The 13,975-nt window shown below is 45.6% G+C and carries 21 protein-coding genes; 5 read left to right on the top strand and 16 right to left on the bottom strand.

Annotated features, from left to right (window positions below; genetic code table 11):
• Nucleotides 1-8 precede the first annotated feature (8 nt).
• Nucleotides 9-1,091, top strand: a complete 1,083-nt coding sequence (gene aroB / locus AOB49_RS01595) for a 3-dehydroquinate synthase (protein WP_062307087.1) — start codon at nucleotides 9-11, stop codon at nucleotides 1,089-1,091.
• Between the two features lie 6 nt (nucleotides 1,092-1,097).
• Here the strand turns inward: aroB and cyaY are convergent, their stop codons facing one another.
• Entirely contained in the window at nucleotides 1,098-1,481 is a 384-nt protein-coding gene (gene cyaY, locus AOB49_RS01590) for an iron donor protein CyaY (RefSeq protein ID WP_082784019.1), read from the bottom strand.
• 47 nt (nucleotides 1,482-1,528) lie between these two features.
• Here cyaY and lptM point away from each other — a divergent pair, with 47 nt between their 5' ends.
• Nucleotides 1,529-1,720, top strand: coding sequence for an LPS translocon maturation chaperone LptM (gene lptM / locus AOB49_RS12420; protein WP_216634590.1), 192 nt, complete (start codon nucleotides 1,529-1,531; stop codon nucleotides 1,718-1,720).
• Nucleotides 1,717-3,015 (top strand): diaminopimelate decarboxylase, encoded by a 1,299-nt coding sequence (lysA, locus tag AOB49_RS01585; RefSeq protein WP_062307085.1) that lies wholly within the window; start codon nucleotides 1,717-1,719, stop codon nucleotides 3,013-3,015. Before lptM ends, lysA begins: the two co-directional genes overlap by 4 nt.
• A gap of 91 nt (nucleotides 3,016-3,106) precedes the next feature.
• On the opposite strand, the gene AOB49_RS01580 is transcribed toward lysA, so the two are convergent.
• Nucleotides 3,107-3,832 carry a c-type cytochrome gene (locus AOB49_RS01580; RefSeq protein ID WP_062307082.1) on the bottom strand — a complete coding sequence of 242 codons (726 nt, stop codon included), beginning with the start codon at nucleotides 3,830-3,832 and terminating at the stop codon, nucleotides 3,107-3,109.
• A 114-nt stretch (nucleotides 3,833-3,946) separates the two neighbouring features.
• Here AOB49_RS01580 and yihA point away from each other — a divergent pair, with 114 nt between their 5' ends.
• Both yihA and hemB read left to right on the top strand, forming a co-directional pair.
• The gene (gene yihA / locus AOB49_RS01575) at nucleotides 3,947-4,612 is read left to right on the top strand and encodes a ribosome biogenesis GTP-binding protein YihA/YsxC (protein WP_062307079.1); all 666 of its coding nucleotides are present in this window, start codon (nucleotides 3,947-3,949) and stop codon (nucleotides 4,610-4,612) included.
• Nucleotides 4,596-5,603, top strand: coding sequence for a porphobilinogen synthase (hemB, locus tag AOB49_RS01570; RefSeq protein ID WP_062307076.1), 1,008 nt, complete (start codon nucleotides 4,596-4,598; stop codon nucleotides 5,601-5,603). The genes yihA and hemB overlap by 17 nt, the downstream gene beginning before the upstream one ends.
• A gap of 12 nt (nucleotides 5,604-5,615) precedes the next feature.
• Here hemB and dsbD read toward each other — a convergent pair whose 3' ends face one another.
• From dsbD to rplR, 14 genes are all read right to left on the bottom strand, one after another.
• Nucleotides 5,616-7,289 carry a protein-disulfide reductase DsbD gene (gene dsbD / locus AOB49_RS01565; protein WP_062307073.1) on the bottom strand — a complete coding sequence of 558 codons (1,674 nt, stop codon included), beginning with the start codon at nucleotides 7,287-7,289 and terminating at the stop codon, nucleotides 5,616-5,618.
• 5 nt (nucleotides 7,290-7,294) lie between these two features.
• The gene (gene cutA / locus AOB49_RS01560; RefSeq protein WP_062307071.1) at nucleotides 7,295-7,627 is read right to left on the bottom strand and encodes a divalent-cation tolerance protein CutA; all 333 of its coding nucleotides are present in this window, start codon (nucleotides 7,625-7,627) and stop codon (nucleotides 7,295-7,297) included.
• 68 nt (nucleotides 7,628-7,695) lie between these two features.
• Nucleotides 7,696-8,088 carry a 50S ribosomal protein L17 gene (gene rplQ / locus AOB49_RS01555; protein ID WP_015420256.1) on the bottom strand — a complete coding sequence of 131 codons (393 nt, stop codon included), beginning with the start codon at nucleotides 8,086-8,088 and terminating at the stop codon, nucleotides 7,696-7,698.
• Between the two features lie 16 nt (nucleotides 8,089-8,104).
• Nucleotides 8,105-9,085, bottom strand: coding sequence for a DNA-directed RNA polymerase subunit alpha (locus AOB49_RS01550; protein ID WP_015420255.1), 981 nt, complete (start codon nucleotides 9,083-9,085; stop codon nucleotides 8,105-8,107).
• A gap of 23 nt (nucleotides 9,086-9,108) precedes the next feature.
• On the bottom strand, nucleotides 9,109-9,732 hold the full coding sequence (gene rpsD / locus AOB49_RS01545; protein ID WP_062307068.1) for a 30S ribosomal protein S4: 624 nt from the start codon (nucleotides 9,730-9,732) through the stop codon (nucleotides 9,109-9,111).
• A 118-nt stretch (nucleotides 9,733-9,850) separates the two neighbouring features.
• Complete coding sequence (gene rpsK / locus AOB49_RS01540) at nucleotides 9,851-10,258, bottom strand: 30S ribosomal protein S11 (RefSeq protein ID WP_062307066.1); 408 nt, start codon at nucleotides 10,256-10,258, stop codon at nucleotides 9,851-9,853.
• Between the two features lie 18 nt (nucleotides 10,259-10,276).
• Nucleotides 10,277-10,642 carry a 30S ribosomal protein S13 gene (gene rpsM / locus AOB49_RS01535; RefSeq protein WP_062307064.1) on the bottom strand — a complete coding sequence of 122 codons (366 nt, stop codon included), beginning with the start codon at nucleotides 10,640-10,642 and terminating at the stop codon, nucleotides 10,277-10,279.
• A 24-nt stretch (nucleotides 10,643-10,666) separates the two neighbouring features.
• On the bottom strand, nucleotides 10,667-10,783 hold the full coding sequence (gene rpmJ / locus AOB49_RS01530; protein WP_012357167.1) for a 50S ribosomal protein L36: 117 nt from the start codon (nucleotides 10,781-10,783) through the stop codon (nucleotides 10,667-10,669).
• A 35-nt stretch (nucleotides 10,784-10,818) separates the two neighbouring features.
• A complete protein-coding gene (gene infA / locus AOB49_RS01525) occupies nucleotides 10,819-11,037 on the bottom strand; it encodes a translation initiation factor IF-1 (RefSeq protein ID WP_015420252.1) in 219 nt (72 codons plus the stop codon).
• A 4-nt stretch (nucleotides 11,038-11,041) separates the two neighbouring features.
• A complete protein-coding gene (secY, locus tag AOB49_RS01520; RefSeq protein WP_062307061.1) occupies nucleotides 11,042-12,379 on the bottom strand; it encodes a preprotein translocase subunit SecY in 1,338 nt (445 codons plus the stop codon).
• 17 nt (nucleotides 12,380-12,396) lie between these two features.
• Nucleotides 12,397-12,837: a 50S ribosomal protein L15 gene (gene rplO, locus AOB49_RS01515; protein WP_062307059.1), complete on the bottom strand. Its 441-nt coding sequence runs from the start codon at nucleotides 12,835-12,837 to the stop codon at nucleotides 12,397-12,399.
• 27 nt (nucleotides 12,838-12,864) lie between these two features.
• Nucleotides 12,865-13,053 carry a 50S ribosomal protein L30 gene (gene rpmD, locus AOB49_RS01510; protein ID WP_015420249.1) on the bottom strand — a complete coding sequence of 63 codons (189 nt, stop codon included), beginning with the start codon at nucleotides 13,051-13,053 and terminating at the stop codon, nucleotides 12,865-12,867.
• A 24-nt stretch (nucleotides 13,054-13,077) separates the two neighbouring features.
• Nucleotides 13,078-13,596, bottom strand: a complete 519-nt coding sequence (rpsE, locus tag AOB49_RS01505; RefSeq protein ID WP_015420248.1) for a 30S ribosomal protein S5 — start codon at nucleotides 13,594-13,596, stop codon at nucleotides 13,078-13,080.
• An 18-nt stretch (nucleotides 13,597-13,614) separates the two neighbouring features.
• Nucleotides 13,615-13,968: a 50S ribosomal protein L18 gene (gene rplR / locus AOB49_RS01500; protein WP_062307056.1), complete on the bottom strand. Its 354-nt coding sequence runs from the start codon at nucleotides 13,966-13,968 to the stop codon at nucleotides 13,615-13,617.
• Nucleotides 13,969-13,975 lie beyond the last annotated feature (7 nt).

Genomic DNA, 13,975 nt, shown 5'->3' with positions numbered 1-13,975 from the left:
ATTTATCCATGAAAACACTAGAAGTTGATCTCGGCAATCGCAGCTACCCCATTCATATTGGTACGGATTTAATCGATCAAGTTAATCTCTTTAGTGCTTGTGAAAAGGCCAGTTCAATTTATATAGTTACAAATACTACGGTTGGGCCTTTGTATGCTGAGCGCCTTACCAAGACCCTAGAGAAGCTGGGAAAGCCTGTAAGAACTATCGTTTTACCAGATGGTGAATCTTATAAGGATTGGAAAAATCTCCAACTCATTTTTGATGATCTTTTAAAGTTTGGCGCGGATCGCCAAACAATGCTGGTTGCTCTCGGTGGTGGAGTCATTGGTGACATGACTGGTTTTGCAGCAGCCAGCTTTATGCGTGGCATTAGATTTATTCAAGTACCCACAACGCTGCTCGCGCAAGTCGACTCTTCTGTAGGTGGAAAAACGGGCATCAATCACCCCTTCGGCAAAAACATGATTGGCGCGTTTCATCAACCTGCGGCAGTCATTGCTGACCTCAATACCCTAAAGACATTGCCAGCCCGCGAACTCTCCGCCGGTCTAGCTGAGGTGGTCAAGCATGGTGCCATTGCAGATGCTGAGTTTCTCAATTGGATTGAGGTAAATACGCTGGCACTACTAGCTTGTGATACTACTGCTATGGCTCATGCCGTTCTACGCTCTTGTGAAATTAAGTCTGCAGTTGTTTCTGCAGACGAAAGAGAGGGAGGTATCCGCGCCACTCTTAACTTTGGCCACACTTTTGGTCATGCTATTGAGGCAGGCATGGGTTATGGTGAGTGGCTTCATGGCGAGGCCGTAGGTTGCGGAATGGTGATGGGCGCCGATCTTTCGCGTCGCCTCAACTACATCACGCAAGCTGAAGTAGACCGTCTCACCAAGATTATTCAATCAATGAATCTGCCAACCAATCCCCCGAAATTTGGCGCACAACGCTATATGGAGCTGATGCAGGTAGATAAAAAGACTGAAAGCGGCCAAATTCGTTATGTGGTTCTTGAAAAAATCGGTAAAGCTCAGATTAAGAGCGTCCCGGATGATCAAGTCATTGAGACCCTTGCCGCTACAGGCGCAGTCTAATCATTGCTAAGCTTTTAGCAGGCCAATGCTAATGGCTTGGCCCGCCTGAGCAGTGGCAAATTCCGAAAGATCGGTCAATAGTTCACGCCCGGTTTTTGTATCCAACCAAAGAGGTGTGGCTAAGGTGCCTGCCCAGCGATAGTGATAACCACCAGATTTGGCTGCCACCCAAATCTCATGCAAAGGGGGCTGAGTGTTGACCACAATCACGCTGCGGTCCTTAAAACGAATGTTGATGACATTACCCCCCTGACGCTCCACATCTAGATCTAGATCCAACTCATCATCAGCAGCCTCTAAAGCCACCTCAATCGAATGCAGCAAATGGCTCCCCAGTTGATGAAATTGCTTGTCATCAATAGAGTCAACCGCTTGATTATTTGAATTCATATTAGAGTCCTGCATGCTATATTCAATCATTCGTTTTAGAGACATTCATGATAGCGACTCTTACCAGAACCCTAAGTATTAGCCTTTTAATATCCCTTGTTGGATGTGGGGTTAGGGGTCCGCTATATTTACCAAATGTACCGCCCGCCCCAGTACCGCCTAGCGAGCCTGAGCCTAAAGGCAAACTCTATTCACCACAAAACCCCACTGCGACTAACCCATCATCGGCGAAGCAATGACAAGCAAAGTAATTCCCATTCCGCAATTAGTCGGATTTACAGAACGTAACGGCAGCTGGTATGTTGAAGATATCCCCTTGGCAGATTTGGCTAAAGAGTTCGGCACCCCTTTGTATGTTTACAGCAAAAAAGCATTAGCTAATGCCTACCAAGCCTATGACAGGGCTTGTGTAGATTCGAGTGGAAAAAGGCGCGCACGGGTACATTTCGCGATGAAAGCAAATAGCAATCTTGCGGTGATTGATTGCTTTAGAAAATTGGGTGCTGGGTTTGATTTAGTAAGTGGCGGAGAACTAGCGCGTGCGCTGGCTATAGGTGCCGACCCAAAGAGTCTGGTATTTGCAGGCGTGGGTAAATCAGCCAGTGAAATCGCACAAGCATTAGAGGCAGGCGTCAAATGCATTAATGTCGAATCGATCGCAGAGCTAGAACAAATCAATCGCGTTGCTACTAAACTTGATTGCCGCGCACCAATCTCTTTACGCGTGAATCCTGATGTCGATGCTCAAACTCATCCCTACATCTCCACCGGCTTGAAGGGAAATAAATTTGGCATCGCCTATCATGAGGTACTCAAAACGTATAGAGAGGCTGCACTCCTTCCACAGATAGATGTTGTTGGTATTGATTGCCATATCGGCTCGCAAATTACGACAACGGCTCCTTACCTTGATGCCTTAGATAAGGTGCTTGAGCTGGTCACTCAGTTGAAAAAAGAAGGCATCGATATCCACCATCTTGATTTAGGTGGTGGTCTTGGAATTTCTTATGGCGATGAAACTCCTCCCGATATTACCGAATTCACCAACACCTTACTCAATCGTGTTGCTGAGCGTGGCTTTGGCCATTTAGATGTTGTATTAGAGCCTGGCAGATCTCTCGTGGGTAATGCAGGTGTGCTCCTGACCACAGTGGAATATCTCAAGCCTGGCGCCGAGAAGAACTTTTGCATCGTAGATGCCGCAATGACTGAGCTCATGCGCCCAGCACTCTACGAGGCATATCACAGCATCGTTCCCGTCGAAACCAAGACTGTTTCCAAGTCAACTTACGATATCGTTGGTCCCGTCTGTGAATCAGGAGATTGGCTGGGAAGAGATCGTAGTCTCGCAGTTGAAGAAGGTGATTTACTGGCCATTCTTTCTGCAGGGGCATATGGTTTTGTGATGGCCTCCAACTACAACACTCGACCTAAGCCTGCTGAAATCATGGTTGATGGTAATAATGCTTACGTCATTCGCTCACGTGAAAATATCAAAGATCTTTTCGCAAGTGAAACAGTGTTGCCAAGCTAGCAGAAAACGGTGTGATAGCAATTCTGAAGAATCACATGCAACAAAAAACCCCGCAAAATTGAGCGGGGTTTTTTATTCAAGCAAAGTGCAATTAATGCAAACCTGCCATGTAATCTGAGACTGCTTTCATTTCTTGATCTGAAAGCTTGGTAGCAATTGTTGTCATTTGGCTGCTGTTCTTACGAACTCCCTCTCGGAAGGCCAATAGTTGGGCTGCGTTGTATTCAGCCCATTGACCGCCCATACGTGGGTACTGAGAAGGAATACCTGCACCTGTTGGGCCATGGCAGGCTGCACAGGCTGGAACACCTTTGGCGGCGATACCGCCACGATAAATACTTTGGCCAAGTTCAATCGTGCTCTTATTTTGAGCGACACCCTGTGAAACTGGTTGCTTAGCAAGGTAAGCGGAGATATTTTGCATATCTTGCTCAGTCAAAGTAGCGACCATACCCATCATGACTGGATTTGCACGAGTGCCATCTTTGAAGTTTTTCAATTGTTTAGTTGTGTAGGCAGCATGCTGAGCTGACAACTTTGGCCAGGTAGCAGTTGCACTCTGGCCCTTAGGGCCGTGACAAGTAAGACAAGCTGTAACGCCGCGGCTAGCGTCCCCGTTGGAATACAGAGCCTCACCAGCAGCCACGTCGACTTTTGGTTTGCCAGGGGCCGCGGCCTTTGTTTCAGCAGCAGGAGCCATTGGCGCAGGATCAGCTGCAAAAACTTGGCCTGAAAGCCCGCTTAGAGCGAAAATAGACACAGCCGCAAAACCAGCACGTAAGCTAGTTAATTTGGAGATTTGAGAGGTTTGACGCATTATGTTTACCTTGGCAAAAATTCCTAAAAGTGTTTGGGCCCTACTTTTACAACCTTTTACCCAACACCATGAGATATTTCATGATTTTGCGTGATTTTACAATAGCTTCTGGACATGTCTAAACTCTTTCAAGCCCGATTCGCAACCACAGTCAATGACACCCATTGCCTGCCTGCCACCCCACTGCGGGAGGTGGCTTTTGCCGGACGTTCAAATGCTGGCAAATCTAGCGCGATAAACGTGCTTTGCAACCAAAAAAGGCTAGCTTTTGCCAGTAAAACACCAGGCCGCACCCAACATATCAATTATTTTGGCCTTTTCGCAAAAGATGATCTTTTAGCCTATTTAGTGGATTTACCTGGTTATGGCTATGCAGCCGTTAACCACGAGACTAAGTACCACTGGAATACCCTCCTCAGCGATTACCTGCAAGAACGGGAGCAACTGGTTGGAATGGTCCTGATTGTGGACTCCAGACGCGGCATTACTGATCTAGATGAGCAAATGATCCAATGGTTTGTGCCGACCGGCAAACCAATCCATGTTTTACTTAGCAAGTGTGACAAACTCAACAAAAGCGAGTGTAAGCATGCTCTTGAGGCTGTCCGCAAGCAATTACAGCAATATGACCCCGCCCTACCAGATGGTAACGGGGAGTCAAAGCAACTTACGGCACAATTATTTTCAAGCACCAAACGCATAGGTCTTGAAGAGGCCGACAATATTGTTATTAAATGGTTGTTTGAAGCCGAGAAACAAGAAGATGAAATCACAAGCTAGCCCTTTATTGAACTTTCCAGCTCACCGCCCACGCCGTATGCGTCGGGATGATTGGTCACGTCGCTTGATGCAAGAAAACCAAATAAGTGCAAGCGATCTGATTTATCCAGTCTTTCTGTTAGAAGGAAAAAATCAGTCTGAGGCTGTAGCTTCCATGCCGGGCGTCAATCGCGTTACTCTAGACCTGCTCTTCCCTGTCGCGGAAGAATGTGTATCACTAGGCATTCCCGTCATGGCGCTTTTTCCTGTCATTAATACCTCCTTGAAAACACCGGATGGCAAAGAAGCATTCAATCCCAATGGATTGGTACCAACAGCCGTTCGCGAGTTAAAAAAACGTTTTCCACAGTTAGGCATCATGACCGATGTGGCGCTGGATCCTTATACAAGTCATGGCCAAGATGGAGTGCTCGATGAACAAGGTCGAATTCTGAATGATGAGACAACTGCCATTTTGGTACAGCAAGCTGTTGCTCAAGCTGAGGCTGGTGTAGATATCGTTGCTCCGTCAGACATGATGGATGGCCGCATTGGAAAAATTCGTGAAGCGCTTGAGCAAAAGAATTTAATTCATACTCGTATCATGGCCTATTCAGCAAAATATGCATCTGCTTTTTATGGGCCATTTCGCGATGCAGTTGGCTCTGCAAAGAATTTAGGCAAAGCTGATAAAAAAACATATCAGATGGATTGCGCCAATGGTAGCGAGGCTTTGCGAGAGGTTGCTCTAGATATCAGTGAGGGCGCTGATATGGTGATGGTCAAACCCGGCATGCCTTATCTCGATATTGTGCGCAGGGTTCGCGAAGAGTTTGATTATCCAACTTACGCTTATCAAGTGAGTGGTGAATATGCCATGCTCAAAGCAGCGGCACAAAACGGCTGGCTTGATCATGATGCCGTCATGATGGAGTCGCTACTTGCATTTAAACGTGCTGGAGCTAACGGTGTTTTAACTTACTTTGCTCTTGAGGCTGCTCGCCTCCTATAGATAAATAAGTAATTAATGCGCTAGCGCTTTTTTTAAGCGCTCGATAAATCGTTGTGGCGGCATATAACCAATTACGCGTTGATCTTTCAATTCCTCGGAATTGAGATCGAACATCAAAATACCGGGCGGCCCATATAGATTAAATCGCTTAAGCAATGCCTGATGCTCAGCATTATTTTTGGTGACATCTGCTTGCAATAAAACAAATTTCTGCAACTCTTGATTCACCTCTGGATTAGCAAAAGTGCTCGCCTCCATCTCTTTGCAGGAAATACACCAGTCTGCATAAAAATCCAACAGTACTAATTTTTTTTCTATTTTTGCTTGCGCCAAAAATTGATCTAACTGGGCATTGGAGTCAATCACGGTAAAACGAGCATCTCCCACTTGATGTTGCCGCTGCCCATTGGCAATAAAATTTGTGCTCACTGCATCATCACCACGTTGAATTAATGGGGAAGCAATCCATGCCGCAGTTGCTACCAAAAGCACTCCGAGGGTTCTTTGCAACCAAACCATCCAAACCCCTGTGGATGGAATCAAAATCCGCGCTTCCACAGCGATCAATAGCAATGGCAACCCCATACCCAGAGCCATTACAAAAAGGAGTCCAGCCCCTAAACTCATTGAGCCAGTTTGGGCGATAAATGTCAGCACGCCTGCCAATGGTGCGGTGATACAAGGACTGGCGACTAAAGTGGAGATGCCGCCCAAAGCAAAGGCACCGATCATATTGCCACCCTCGTGTCGCCCAGCCAAACGATCAATATGCTGATGCCATGATTGGGGCAATCTGAGGTCATAAAGACCAAATAAGCTCCCAGATAAGGCCAATAACAGCACTGCAAATCCAATCAACGCTATAGGGCTCTGCAGAGCACGCTGAACGCTTCCACCCACGGCTGCCATCAAGACCCCTGCAAGAGCATATACGCAAGCCATGCCAAGCACATAAGCCATCGCCAATAGACTCGCCTTACCCTTAGATATCGATTGACTGCCTTGAGTACCAAAAACAACACTCGACAAAATTGGAAGCATAGGCAATACACAAGGAGTAAATGCTAGTGCTAAGCCCAGGATAAAAAATGCTAAAAATAGGTAGCCCGTTGGAGTGCTATCTAGGAAGCGGCTAATAGCATTGATATCATCACGCTCACGCCATATATCCATCAAGCTCCATTCAGTCTTTGGAGTAAATTGACTGGCTACATCGAGCAACTCAGGTATGGGTCCCGCCTTTACTCCAGGTCCTGCCAATAAAAACTTTAAGGTCATTGGTGGGTAGCAAATTCCCGCCTCTGCACAACCCTGAAGCTCTACCTCGAGATATGTGGGTTTTCCAATCTCCGCTTTTTGCTCAAGCGTTATTAAAAATTCTTTTTTATAAACCTGCATCTTCTTTTGAAAAGTTTCATCAAACTTTTCAACACCCGGTGGGAGTGATGCACTCACAGCCTTGATTTTATTGGCTTGGGAGCCCATTTTAAAATGGAGAGATTCTTGATAGATGTAATATCCCTTGGCTGGAAAAATTTCCAACTCAATATCATTTGTATTGGCTACCCAGCTTGCTTCAGCCTGAAATGCTTTCTCAGGAGGAAGAAATTCCGGTGCTGCAAATGCATTCCCAATAACGAATAGAAATGCAGCTAACGCCAGAATGAATTTATTAATCAATCTCATGAGACTCACTTTACCTCGGCCTGCACCCACTTGCCATACAGCACTTCATATTTTTCCGGCGCATAGGCAACCACCTCCGGTAAATCATAAGGATGATGACTTTTTATGTAATTAGAAATATCCATCCATTTATCTGTAACTGTCTTTGCTGACAACAGAACTTCATTTTCTTCGCATAGCTTGCCCTCCCATCGATAGATGGAATGGATGCCCTCTTGAATTTGCACGCAGGCAGCCATGCGGCTTTCAATCAATTGATGCGCCATTTTCTTTGCATCTTCAAGAGATGCAAAACTGGTGACAATAATTAATAAGTTGGCAGATTGGTCTTTGGTCATGATGTATTTATAACCGTATAAATGAAAAAAGCCAGACCGAAGCCTGGCTTTTAATCTTGCTAAAGAACTTAAGCCTCTTCAGCTACTGCTGTTTCTTCAACCTCTGGACGATCTACCAACTCAACCAAAGCCATAGGTGCATTGTCACCATGACGGAAGCCAAACTTCAAAATACGAAGGTAGCCACCTGGACGAGTTGCATAACGTGGGCCAAGCTCTGTAAAGAGTTTGGTCACGATATCGCGATCACGCGTGCGATTAAATGCCAAGCGACGGTTTGCTAAGTTATCTTTTTTACCCAAGGTAATCAAAGGCTCAACAACCATGCGCAATTCTTTTGCTTTTGGCAAAGTGGTTTTAATCACTTCGTGCTCCAAAAGAGAATTGGACATGTTGCGCAGCATCGCTAAGCGATGTGATGATGTTCTGTTTAGTTTGCGTAAGCCGTTTCCGTGACGCATGATGCTTCCTTTCTAATTATTTCTCGAGGTTAGCTGGAGGCCAGCTTTCGAGTTTCATGCCAAGACTTAAGCCACGAGCCGCCAATACATCTTTGATTTCATTCAAAGACTTACGACCTAAATTAGGCGTCTTCAACAATTCATTCTCTGTACGTTGAATCAAGTCACCGATGTAGTAAATGTTCTCAGCCTTCAAGCAATTTGCAGAGCGAACTGTGAGTTCGAGATCATCAACTGGACGCATCAACATTGGATCAACCATTGATGAGCGGCTTGGAGCTAGATCACCAGACACTTCGCTGCTTTCAAGGGCTGCGAATACAACTAACTGATCAACCAAAATAGTAGCGGCTTGACGAATCGCCTCTTCGGGAGACAACACACCGTTTGTTTCGATTGTCATTACGAGACGATCAAGGTCAGTACGTTGCTCAACACGAGCAGACTCAACAGCATAGCTAACACGGCTTACTGGGCTAAATGAGGCATCCAATACGATGCGACCAATAATCTTGGTTGCTTCGTCATGGTATTGACGCATATTGCCTGGTACATAGCCACGGCCTTTTTCAACCTTGATCTGCATATCTAACTTGCCACCAGCTGACAAGTGAGCGATAACGTGATCAGGATTAATGATTTCTACATCATGTGGCAAATCAATATCTTTTGCTGTAACTACACCTGGGCCTTCTTTACGCAAATTGATAGTAACTTCATCACGTGACTGCAACTTAAATACGATGCCTTTGAGGTTCAACAAAAGGTTTACTACATCCTCTTGAACGCCATCTAATGTGGAGTACTCATGAACAACACCTGCAATTGCTACTTCAGTTGGTGCATAACCAACCATCGAGGACAACAAAACACGACGTAAGGCATTGCCGAGTGTGTGGCCATAGCCACGCTCGAACGGCTCCATAACAACCTTAGCTTGGTTGGCAGTAAGCGCTTCAACAGAAATAATTTTTGGCTTGAGCAAATTTGTTTGCATATTTTTTCCTTGAGAGTGCCTAATTAGCGTGAATACAATTCGACGATCAAACTTTCATTAATTTCACCGCTAATATCTTCGCGGTCAGGCACTTGCTTAAATGTTCCCTCGAGCTTGGCTGGGTCAACTGAAACCCAAGTAACAGCCGCCATTTGCCCAACCAAATTGAGTGATTCTGTAATACGCGCTTGCTTTTTCGCTTTTTCACGAATAGCCACTACATCACCAGGCTTAACCTGAATAGATGGAATGTTTACTGGGTTGCCATTGAGCATTACCGCGCAATGAGAAACCAACTGACGCGCTTCAGCACGAGTGGAACCAAAGCCCATGCGATAAACCACGTTGTCTAAACGTGACTCAAGCAACTGGAGCAATGTTTCACCAGTGTTGCCCTTACGACGCTCAGCTTCTGCGAAGTAACGACGGAATTGACGCTCTAATACGCCATAGATACGCTTAACCTTTTGCTTTTCACGCAATTGATTGCCGTAATCAGATGTTCTTGAGCCAGATGTACGGCCATGTTGACCAGGCTTAGTATCTAACTTGCACTTGTCTGACAGGGCGCGACGTGCGCTCTTTAAAAATAAGTCGGTACCTTCCCGACGTGCTAATTTGGCCTTAGGCCCTAAGTAACGTGCCACGATGCTTTCCTTTCTTTGCCGCAGTCTTGCGACCGGCGGTGAGTTCGCCCTTTAAATCAGGCGAACAGTGGGCTTTAATAAAAAACTACTAAAACTGTTGTACTGCCAACATCCAAGCTTAGATACGACGACGCTTAGGAGGGCGGCAACCATTGTGTGGAACTGGAGTTACGTCTTGAATCTCAGTGATCTTGATGCCCAATGAGTTCAATGCACGAACTGCTGATTCACGACCTGGGCCTGGGCCTTTGATCTGAACTTCCAAATTCTTGATACCGCATTCAATTGCTACTTTGCCTGCAACTTCTGCAGCTACCTGAGCGGCAAAAGGTGTTGATTTACGTGAGCCTTTGAAGCCCTGGCCACCAGATGTTGCCCATGAAAGCGCATTACCTTGGCGATCAGTGATCGTAATAATGGTGTTATTAAAAGAAGCGTGAACGTGTGCAATACCGTCAGCAACGTTCTTTTTAACCTTCTTGCGTGCGCGCTGTGAAGCTGCAGAAGCGGATTGTTGTTTTGCCATGTCAATAAACTTTCTTGATTATTTCTTCAGTTGCACACCGGACTTACGTGGGCCCTTACGGGTACGCGCGTTAGTCTTGGTACGTTGACCACGTACAGGCAAGCCCTTACGATGACGAACGCCGCGATAGCAGCCTAAGTCCATTAACCGCTTGATGCTCATCGTTACTTCACGACGAAGGTCACCCTCAGTGACGAACTTACCTACTTCATCACGCAACTTTTCCAAGTCACCGTCAGTAAGATCCTTAACTTTTTTGTCGATAGCAACACCTGTGGTTTCACAAATTTTGCGAGCACGTGTTGTGCCAATGCCAAAAATTGCTGTTAAACCGATAACAGTATGTTGATGATTTGGGATATTTACCCCAGCGATACGTGCCATGAGATTTCCTCTTAATTAACCAGATCAGCCTTGACGCTGCTTATGACGTGCGTCTGAAGAACAGATCACGCGCACAACGCGTTTGCGCTTAATGATCTTGCAATTTCTGCAAATACACTTAACGGATGCCAAAACTTTCATAACTCACCTCTAAAAAAATATGTACTACTTAATCTTTACTTCGCTCGGAAAATGATTCTGGCACGCGTAAGGTCGTAAGGAGTCATCTCCACCGTCACCTTATCTCCTGGCAATATGCGGATGTAATGCATCCTCATCTTTCCAGAAATGTGCCCTAGAACCACATGTCCGTTTTCAAGCTTCACGCGAAACATCGCGTTCGGCAAATTCTCAATAATTTCACCCGCCATCTGAATTACATCGTCTTTAGACATTCAGTTAAGCGCCCATCTTAAAGTTAGCTTTTTTCATCAAAGAACCATACTGTTGTTGCATTACAAATGACTGGACTTGAGCCATGAAATCCATTGCAACAACGACAATAATCAACAATGAAGTACCGCCGAAATAGAATGGCACGTTGTACTTCAACACTAAGAATTCTGGTAACAAGCAAACCAAAACCATATATATTGCACCAGCCAGAGTTAAGCGCACCAAGATCTTGTCGATATAACGACCGGTTTGATCGCCAGGACGAATTCCTGGTACAAAGGCACCGCTCTTCTTTAGGTTATCTGCAGTCTCACGGCTATTGAAAACCAGCGCTGTGTAGAAAAAGCAGAAGAAAATAATTGCTGCCGCGTACAAAATTGTGTACACAGGCTGCCCTGGGGCCAATGTGGCCGCCAAATCTTTAATAATTTTGCTAAACATATTGGTAGGCTCGCCTGATGTAAACCAGCCAGCAATCGTTGCAGGGAACAAAATAATGGATGAAGCAAAAATTGGAGGAATAACGCCAGCCATGTTCAACTTCAATGGGAAATAGGAAGACTGACCCCCGTATACCTTGTTACCAACTTGACGCTTAGCGTAGTTCACCAATATACGGCGCTGACCACGCTCTACAAATACAACAAAATAAGTCACAGCAATACAAATTACTACGATCAGCAATGCGGATAGGATATTCATAGAACCTGTGCGCACTAACTCGAGCAAGCTACCGATTGCCGTTGGCAGACCTGAAACAATGCCGCCGAAAATAATGATGGAGATGCCGTTACCAAGACCACGCTCAGTAATCTGCTCGCCAAGCCACATTAGGAACATCGTGCCAGTAACTAAAGTAACAACTGTGTTGAGTTCAAACATCAAGCCTGGATTAATAACCAAACCTGGTTGAGCTTGCAAGGCAACAGAAATACCTAAAGCCTGGAATGTTGCCAAGAACACTGTACCGTAGCGTGTGTACTGAGTAATCTTGCGTTGACCTGCTTGACCTTCTTTTTTCAAAGACTCCAAAGAAGGAACCACAATCGTCATCAACTGCATGATGATCGAAGCAGAGATGTAAGGCATGATGCCCAAAGCAAATACAGTAAAGCGAGATAAAGCACCACCTGAGAACAAGTTAAACATTCCCAAGATGCCATCTTTTTGACCAGAGAACAATTGAGCCAATTGGTCTGGGTCAATTCCCGGCACAGGAATATGCGCACCCAAACGGAACACGAGCAATGCCAAGACCAGGAATACCAAGCGTTGGCGTAATTCGCCGAACTTGTTTCCTGATTGAGCAATACTTGCTGCGTTTGTAGGTGCGAGTGCCATCTTTAACTTAAAACCAATTAAGCCAATTCAACCAATTTACCGCCAGCCGCTTCAATAGCTGCTTTTGCGCCGGCAGTTGCTGTAATGCCCTTGAGGGTTACAGCAATTTTGAGTTCGCCAGTTTTGATCACTTTTACAGAATTGATTTGCTCTCCAGCAAAACCATGGGCTTTCAATACCAAGAGATCAACTTCTGGCAAATTGATTTTTGCCAAGTCATTCAATGTGATTTGACCAACGTGACGACGTGTCAAAGATACGAAACCACGTTTTGGCAAACGACGATACATTGGCATTTGACCGCCCTCGAATCCAACCTTGTGGAATCCGCCGGAACGTGATTTTTGACCTTTGTGACCGCGGCCAGCAGTTTTACCAAGACCTGAACCGATGCCGCGTCCAACGCGACGACGGTTTTTCTTGGATCCCTCTGCGGGTTTTAGTGTATTGAGTTGCATATTCTTCGCCTATTTACTTGCTAGTTATTAGCCAATGACTTTAACTAGATAAGAAACTTTATTAATCATTCCGCGAACAGCTGGAGTGTCTTCCAATTCAGAAACTGAATTGATACGTCCGAGACCTAAACCACGAACAGTTGCACGGTGGCTTTCGCGTGTGCCGATCAAGCTGCGTACTAATTGCAGTTTGACTTTGGAGTTAGATGTTGTCATTTATAGATTCCTAATCTTTTGGTCTTAGCCGAGAATCTCTTCAACTGATTTACCGCGCTTAGCAGCAATTTCAGAAGGAGTGCTCATCTTGCTCAAGCCATCAATCGTTGCACGAACCATGTTGTAAGGGTTTGTTGAACCAAGTGACTTGGCAACAACGTTAGTTACACCCATTACATCGAAAATTGCGCGCATTGGGCCACCAGCGATCACGCCAGTACCGTCTTTAGCAGGGGAAATCATCACGCGTGATGCGCCATGCTTACCAATCACAGTGTGCTGCAAAGTACCTTTACGCAAGGAAACTTTGATCATCTTGCGACGTGCTTCATCCATTGCCTTTTGAACTGCAACTGGAACTTCTTTTGATTTACCTTTACCCATGCCGATACGACCATCGCCATCGCCAACTACTGTGAGCGCAGCGAAGCCGAGAATACGACCACCCTTAACCACTTTAGTTACACGATTAACAGCAATCATCTTCTCGCGAAGACCATCATCACGCTCTTCGTTTTGCATCTTGGTTTGCATTTTTGCCATGTTTTTTCCTAAACCCTATTAGAACTTCAGGCCGGCTTCACGCGCAGCTTCAGCTAAGGCCTTAATACGGCCGTGGTAACGATGACCGGAACGATCAAAAGCAACATCAACAACGCCTGCCTTGACAGCACGCTCAGCAACTAATTTGCCGATTTGTTTAGCCGCTTCAGCGTTGCCGCCGTTTTTGATTGCTTGTCGCAATTCTTTTTCCATAGATGAGGCAGCTGCCACAACTTTGGTTCCGCATGGGCTATATACCTGAGCAGAAATATGTGAATTGCTACGGATAACTGTTAAGCGATTTGCCAATGCTTCAGCAATGCGAATACGAGTCTGCCGAGCACGTCTTTGTCTGGATTCGTCTTTATTCATTTTCTAA

The sequence above is a fragment of the Polynucleobacter sinensis genome (assembly GCF_001595985.1).
Lineage (GTDB): Bacteria > Pseudomonadota > Gammaproteobacteria > Burkholderiales > Burkholderiaceae > Polynucleobacter > Polynucleobacter sinensis.
The sequence above is the reverse complement of the archived record's forward strand: the minus strand, read 5'-3'. Positions and strand labels throughout refer to the sequence as shown.

What these genes read in the sequence shown, in the direction of transcription:
- aroB (WP_062307087.1), top strand. Translation starts at nt 9, where the DNA reads ATGAAAACACTAGAAGTTGATCTCGGCAATCGCAGCTACCCCATTCAT.
- cyaY (WP_082784019.1), bottom strand. Translation starts at nt 1,481, where the DNA reads ATGAATTCAAATAATCAAGCGGTTGACTCTATTGATGACAAGCAATTT.
- lptM (WP_216634590.1), top strand. Translation starts at nt 1,529, where the DNA reads ATGATAGCGACTCTTACCAGAACCCTAAGTATTAGCCTTTTAATATCC.
- lysA (WP_062307085.1), top strand. Translation starts at nt 1,717, where the DNA reads ATGACAAGCAAAGTAATTCCCATTCCGCAATTAGTCGGATTTACAGAA.
- AOB49_RS01580 (WP_062307082.1), bottom strand. Translation starts at nt 3,832, where the DNA reads ATGCGTCAAACCTCTCAAATCTCCAAATTAACTAGCTTACGTGCTGGT.
- yihA (WP_062307079.1), top strand. Translation starts at nt 3,947, where the DNA reads ATGTCTAAACTCTTTCAAGCCCGATTCGCAACCACAGTCAATGACACC.
- hemB (WP_062307076.1), top strand. Translation starts at nt 4,596, where the DNA reads ATGAAATCACAAGCTAGCCCTTTATTGAACTTTCCAGCTCACCGCCCA.
- dsbD (WP_062307073.1), bottom strand. Translation starts at nt 7,289, where the DNA reads ATGAGATTGATTAATAAATTCATTCTGGCGTTAGCTGCATTTCTATTC.
- cutA (WP_062307071.1), bottom strand. Translation starts at nt 7,627, where the DNA reads ATGACCAAAGACCAATCTGCCAACTTATTAATTATTGTCACCAGTTTT.
- rplQ (WP_015420256.1), bottom strand. Translation starts at nt 8,088, where the DNA reads ATGCGTCACGGAAACGGCTTACGCAAACTAAACAGAACATCATCACAT.
- AOB49_RS01550 (WP_015420255.1), bottom strand. Translation starts at nt 9,085, where the DNA reads ATGCAAACAAATTTGCTCAAGCCAAAAATTATTTCTGTTGAAGCGCTT.
- rpsK (WP_062307066.1), bottom strand. Translation starts at nt 10,258, where the DNA reads ATGGCAAAACAACAATCCGCTTCTGCAGCTTCACAGCGCGCACGCAAG.
- rpsM (WP_062307064.1), bottom strand. Translation starts at nt 10,642, where the DNA reads ATGGCACGTATCGCTGGGGTAAATATCCCAAATCATCAACATACTGTT.
- rpmJ (WP_012357167.1), bottom strand. Translation starts at nt 10,783, where the DNA reads ATGAAAGTTTTGGCATCCGTTAAGTGTATTTGCAGAAATTGCAAGATC.
- infA (WP_015420252.1), bottom strand. Translation starts at nt 11,037, where the DNA reads ATGTCTAAAGACGATGTAATTCAGATGGCGGGTGAAATTATTGAGAAT.
- secY (WP_062307061.1), bottom strand. Translation starts at nt 12,379, where the DNA reads ATGGCACTCGCACCTACAAACGCAGCAAGTATTGCTCAATCAGGAAAC.
- rplO (WP_062307059.1), bottom strand. Translation starts at nt 12,837, where the DNA reads ATGCAACTCAATACACTAAAACCCGCAGAGGGATCCAAGAAAAACCGT.
- rpmD (WP_015420249.1), bottom strand. Translation starts at nt 13,053, where the DNA reads ATGACAACATCTAACTCCAAAGTCAAACTGCAATTAGTACGCAGCTTG.
- rpsE (WP_015420248.1), bottom strand. Translation starts at nt 13,596, where the DNA reads ATGGCAAAAATGCAAACCAAGATGCAAAACGAAGAGCGTGATGATGGT.
- rplR (WP_062307056.1), bottom strand. Translation starts at nt 13,968, where the DNA reads ATGAATAAAGACGAATCCAGACAAAGACGTGCTCGGCAGACTCGTATT.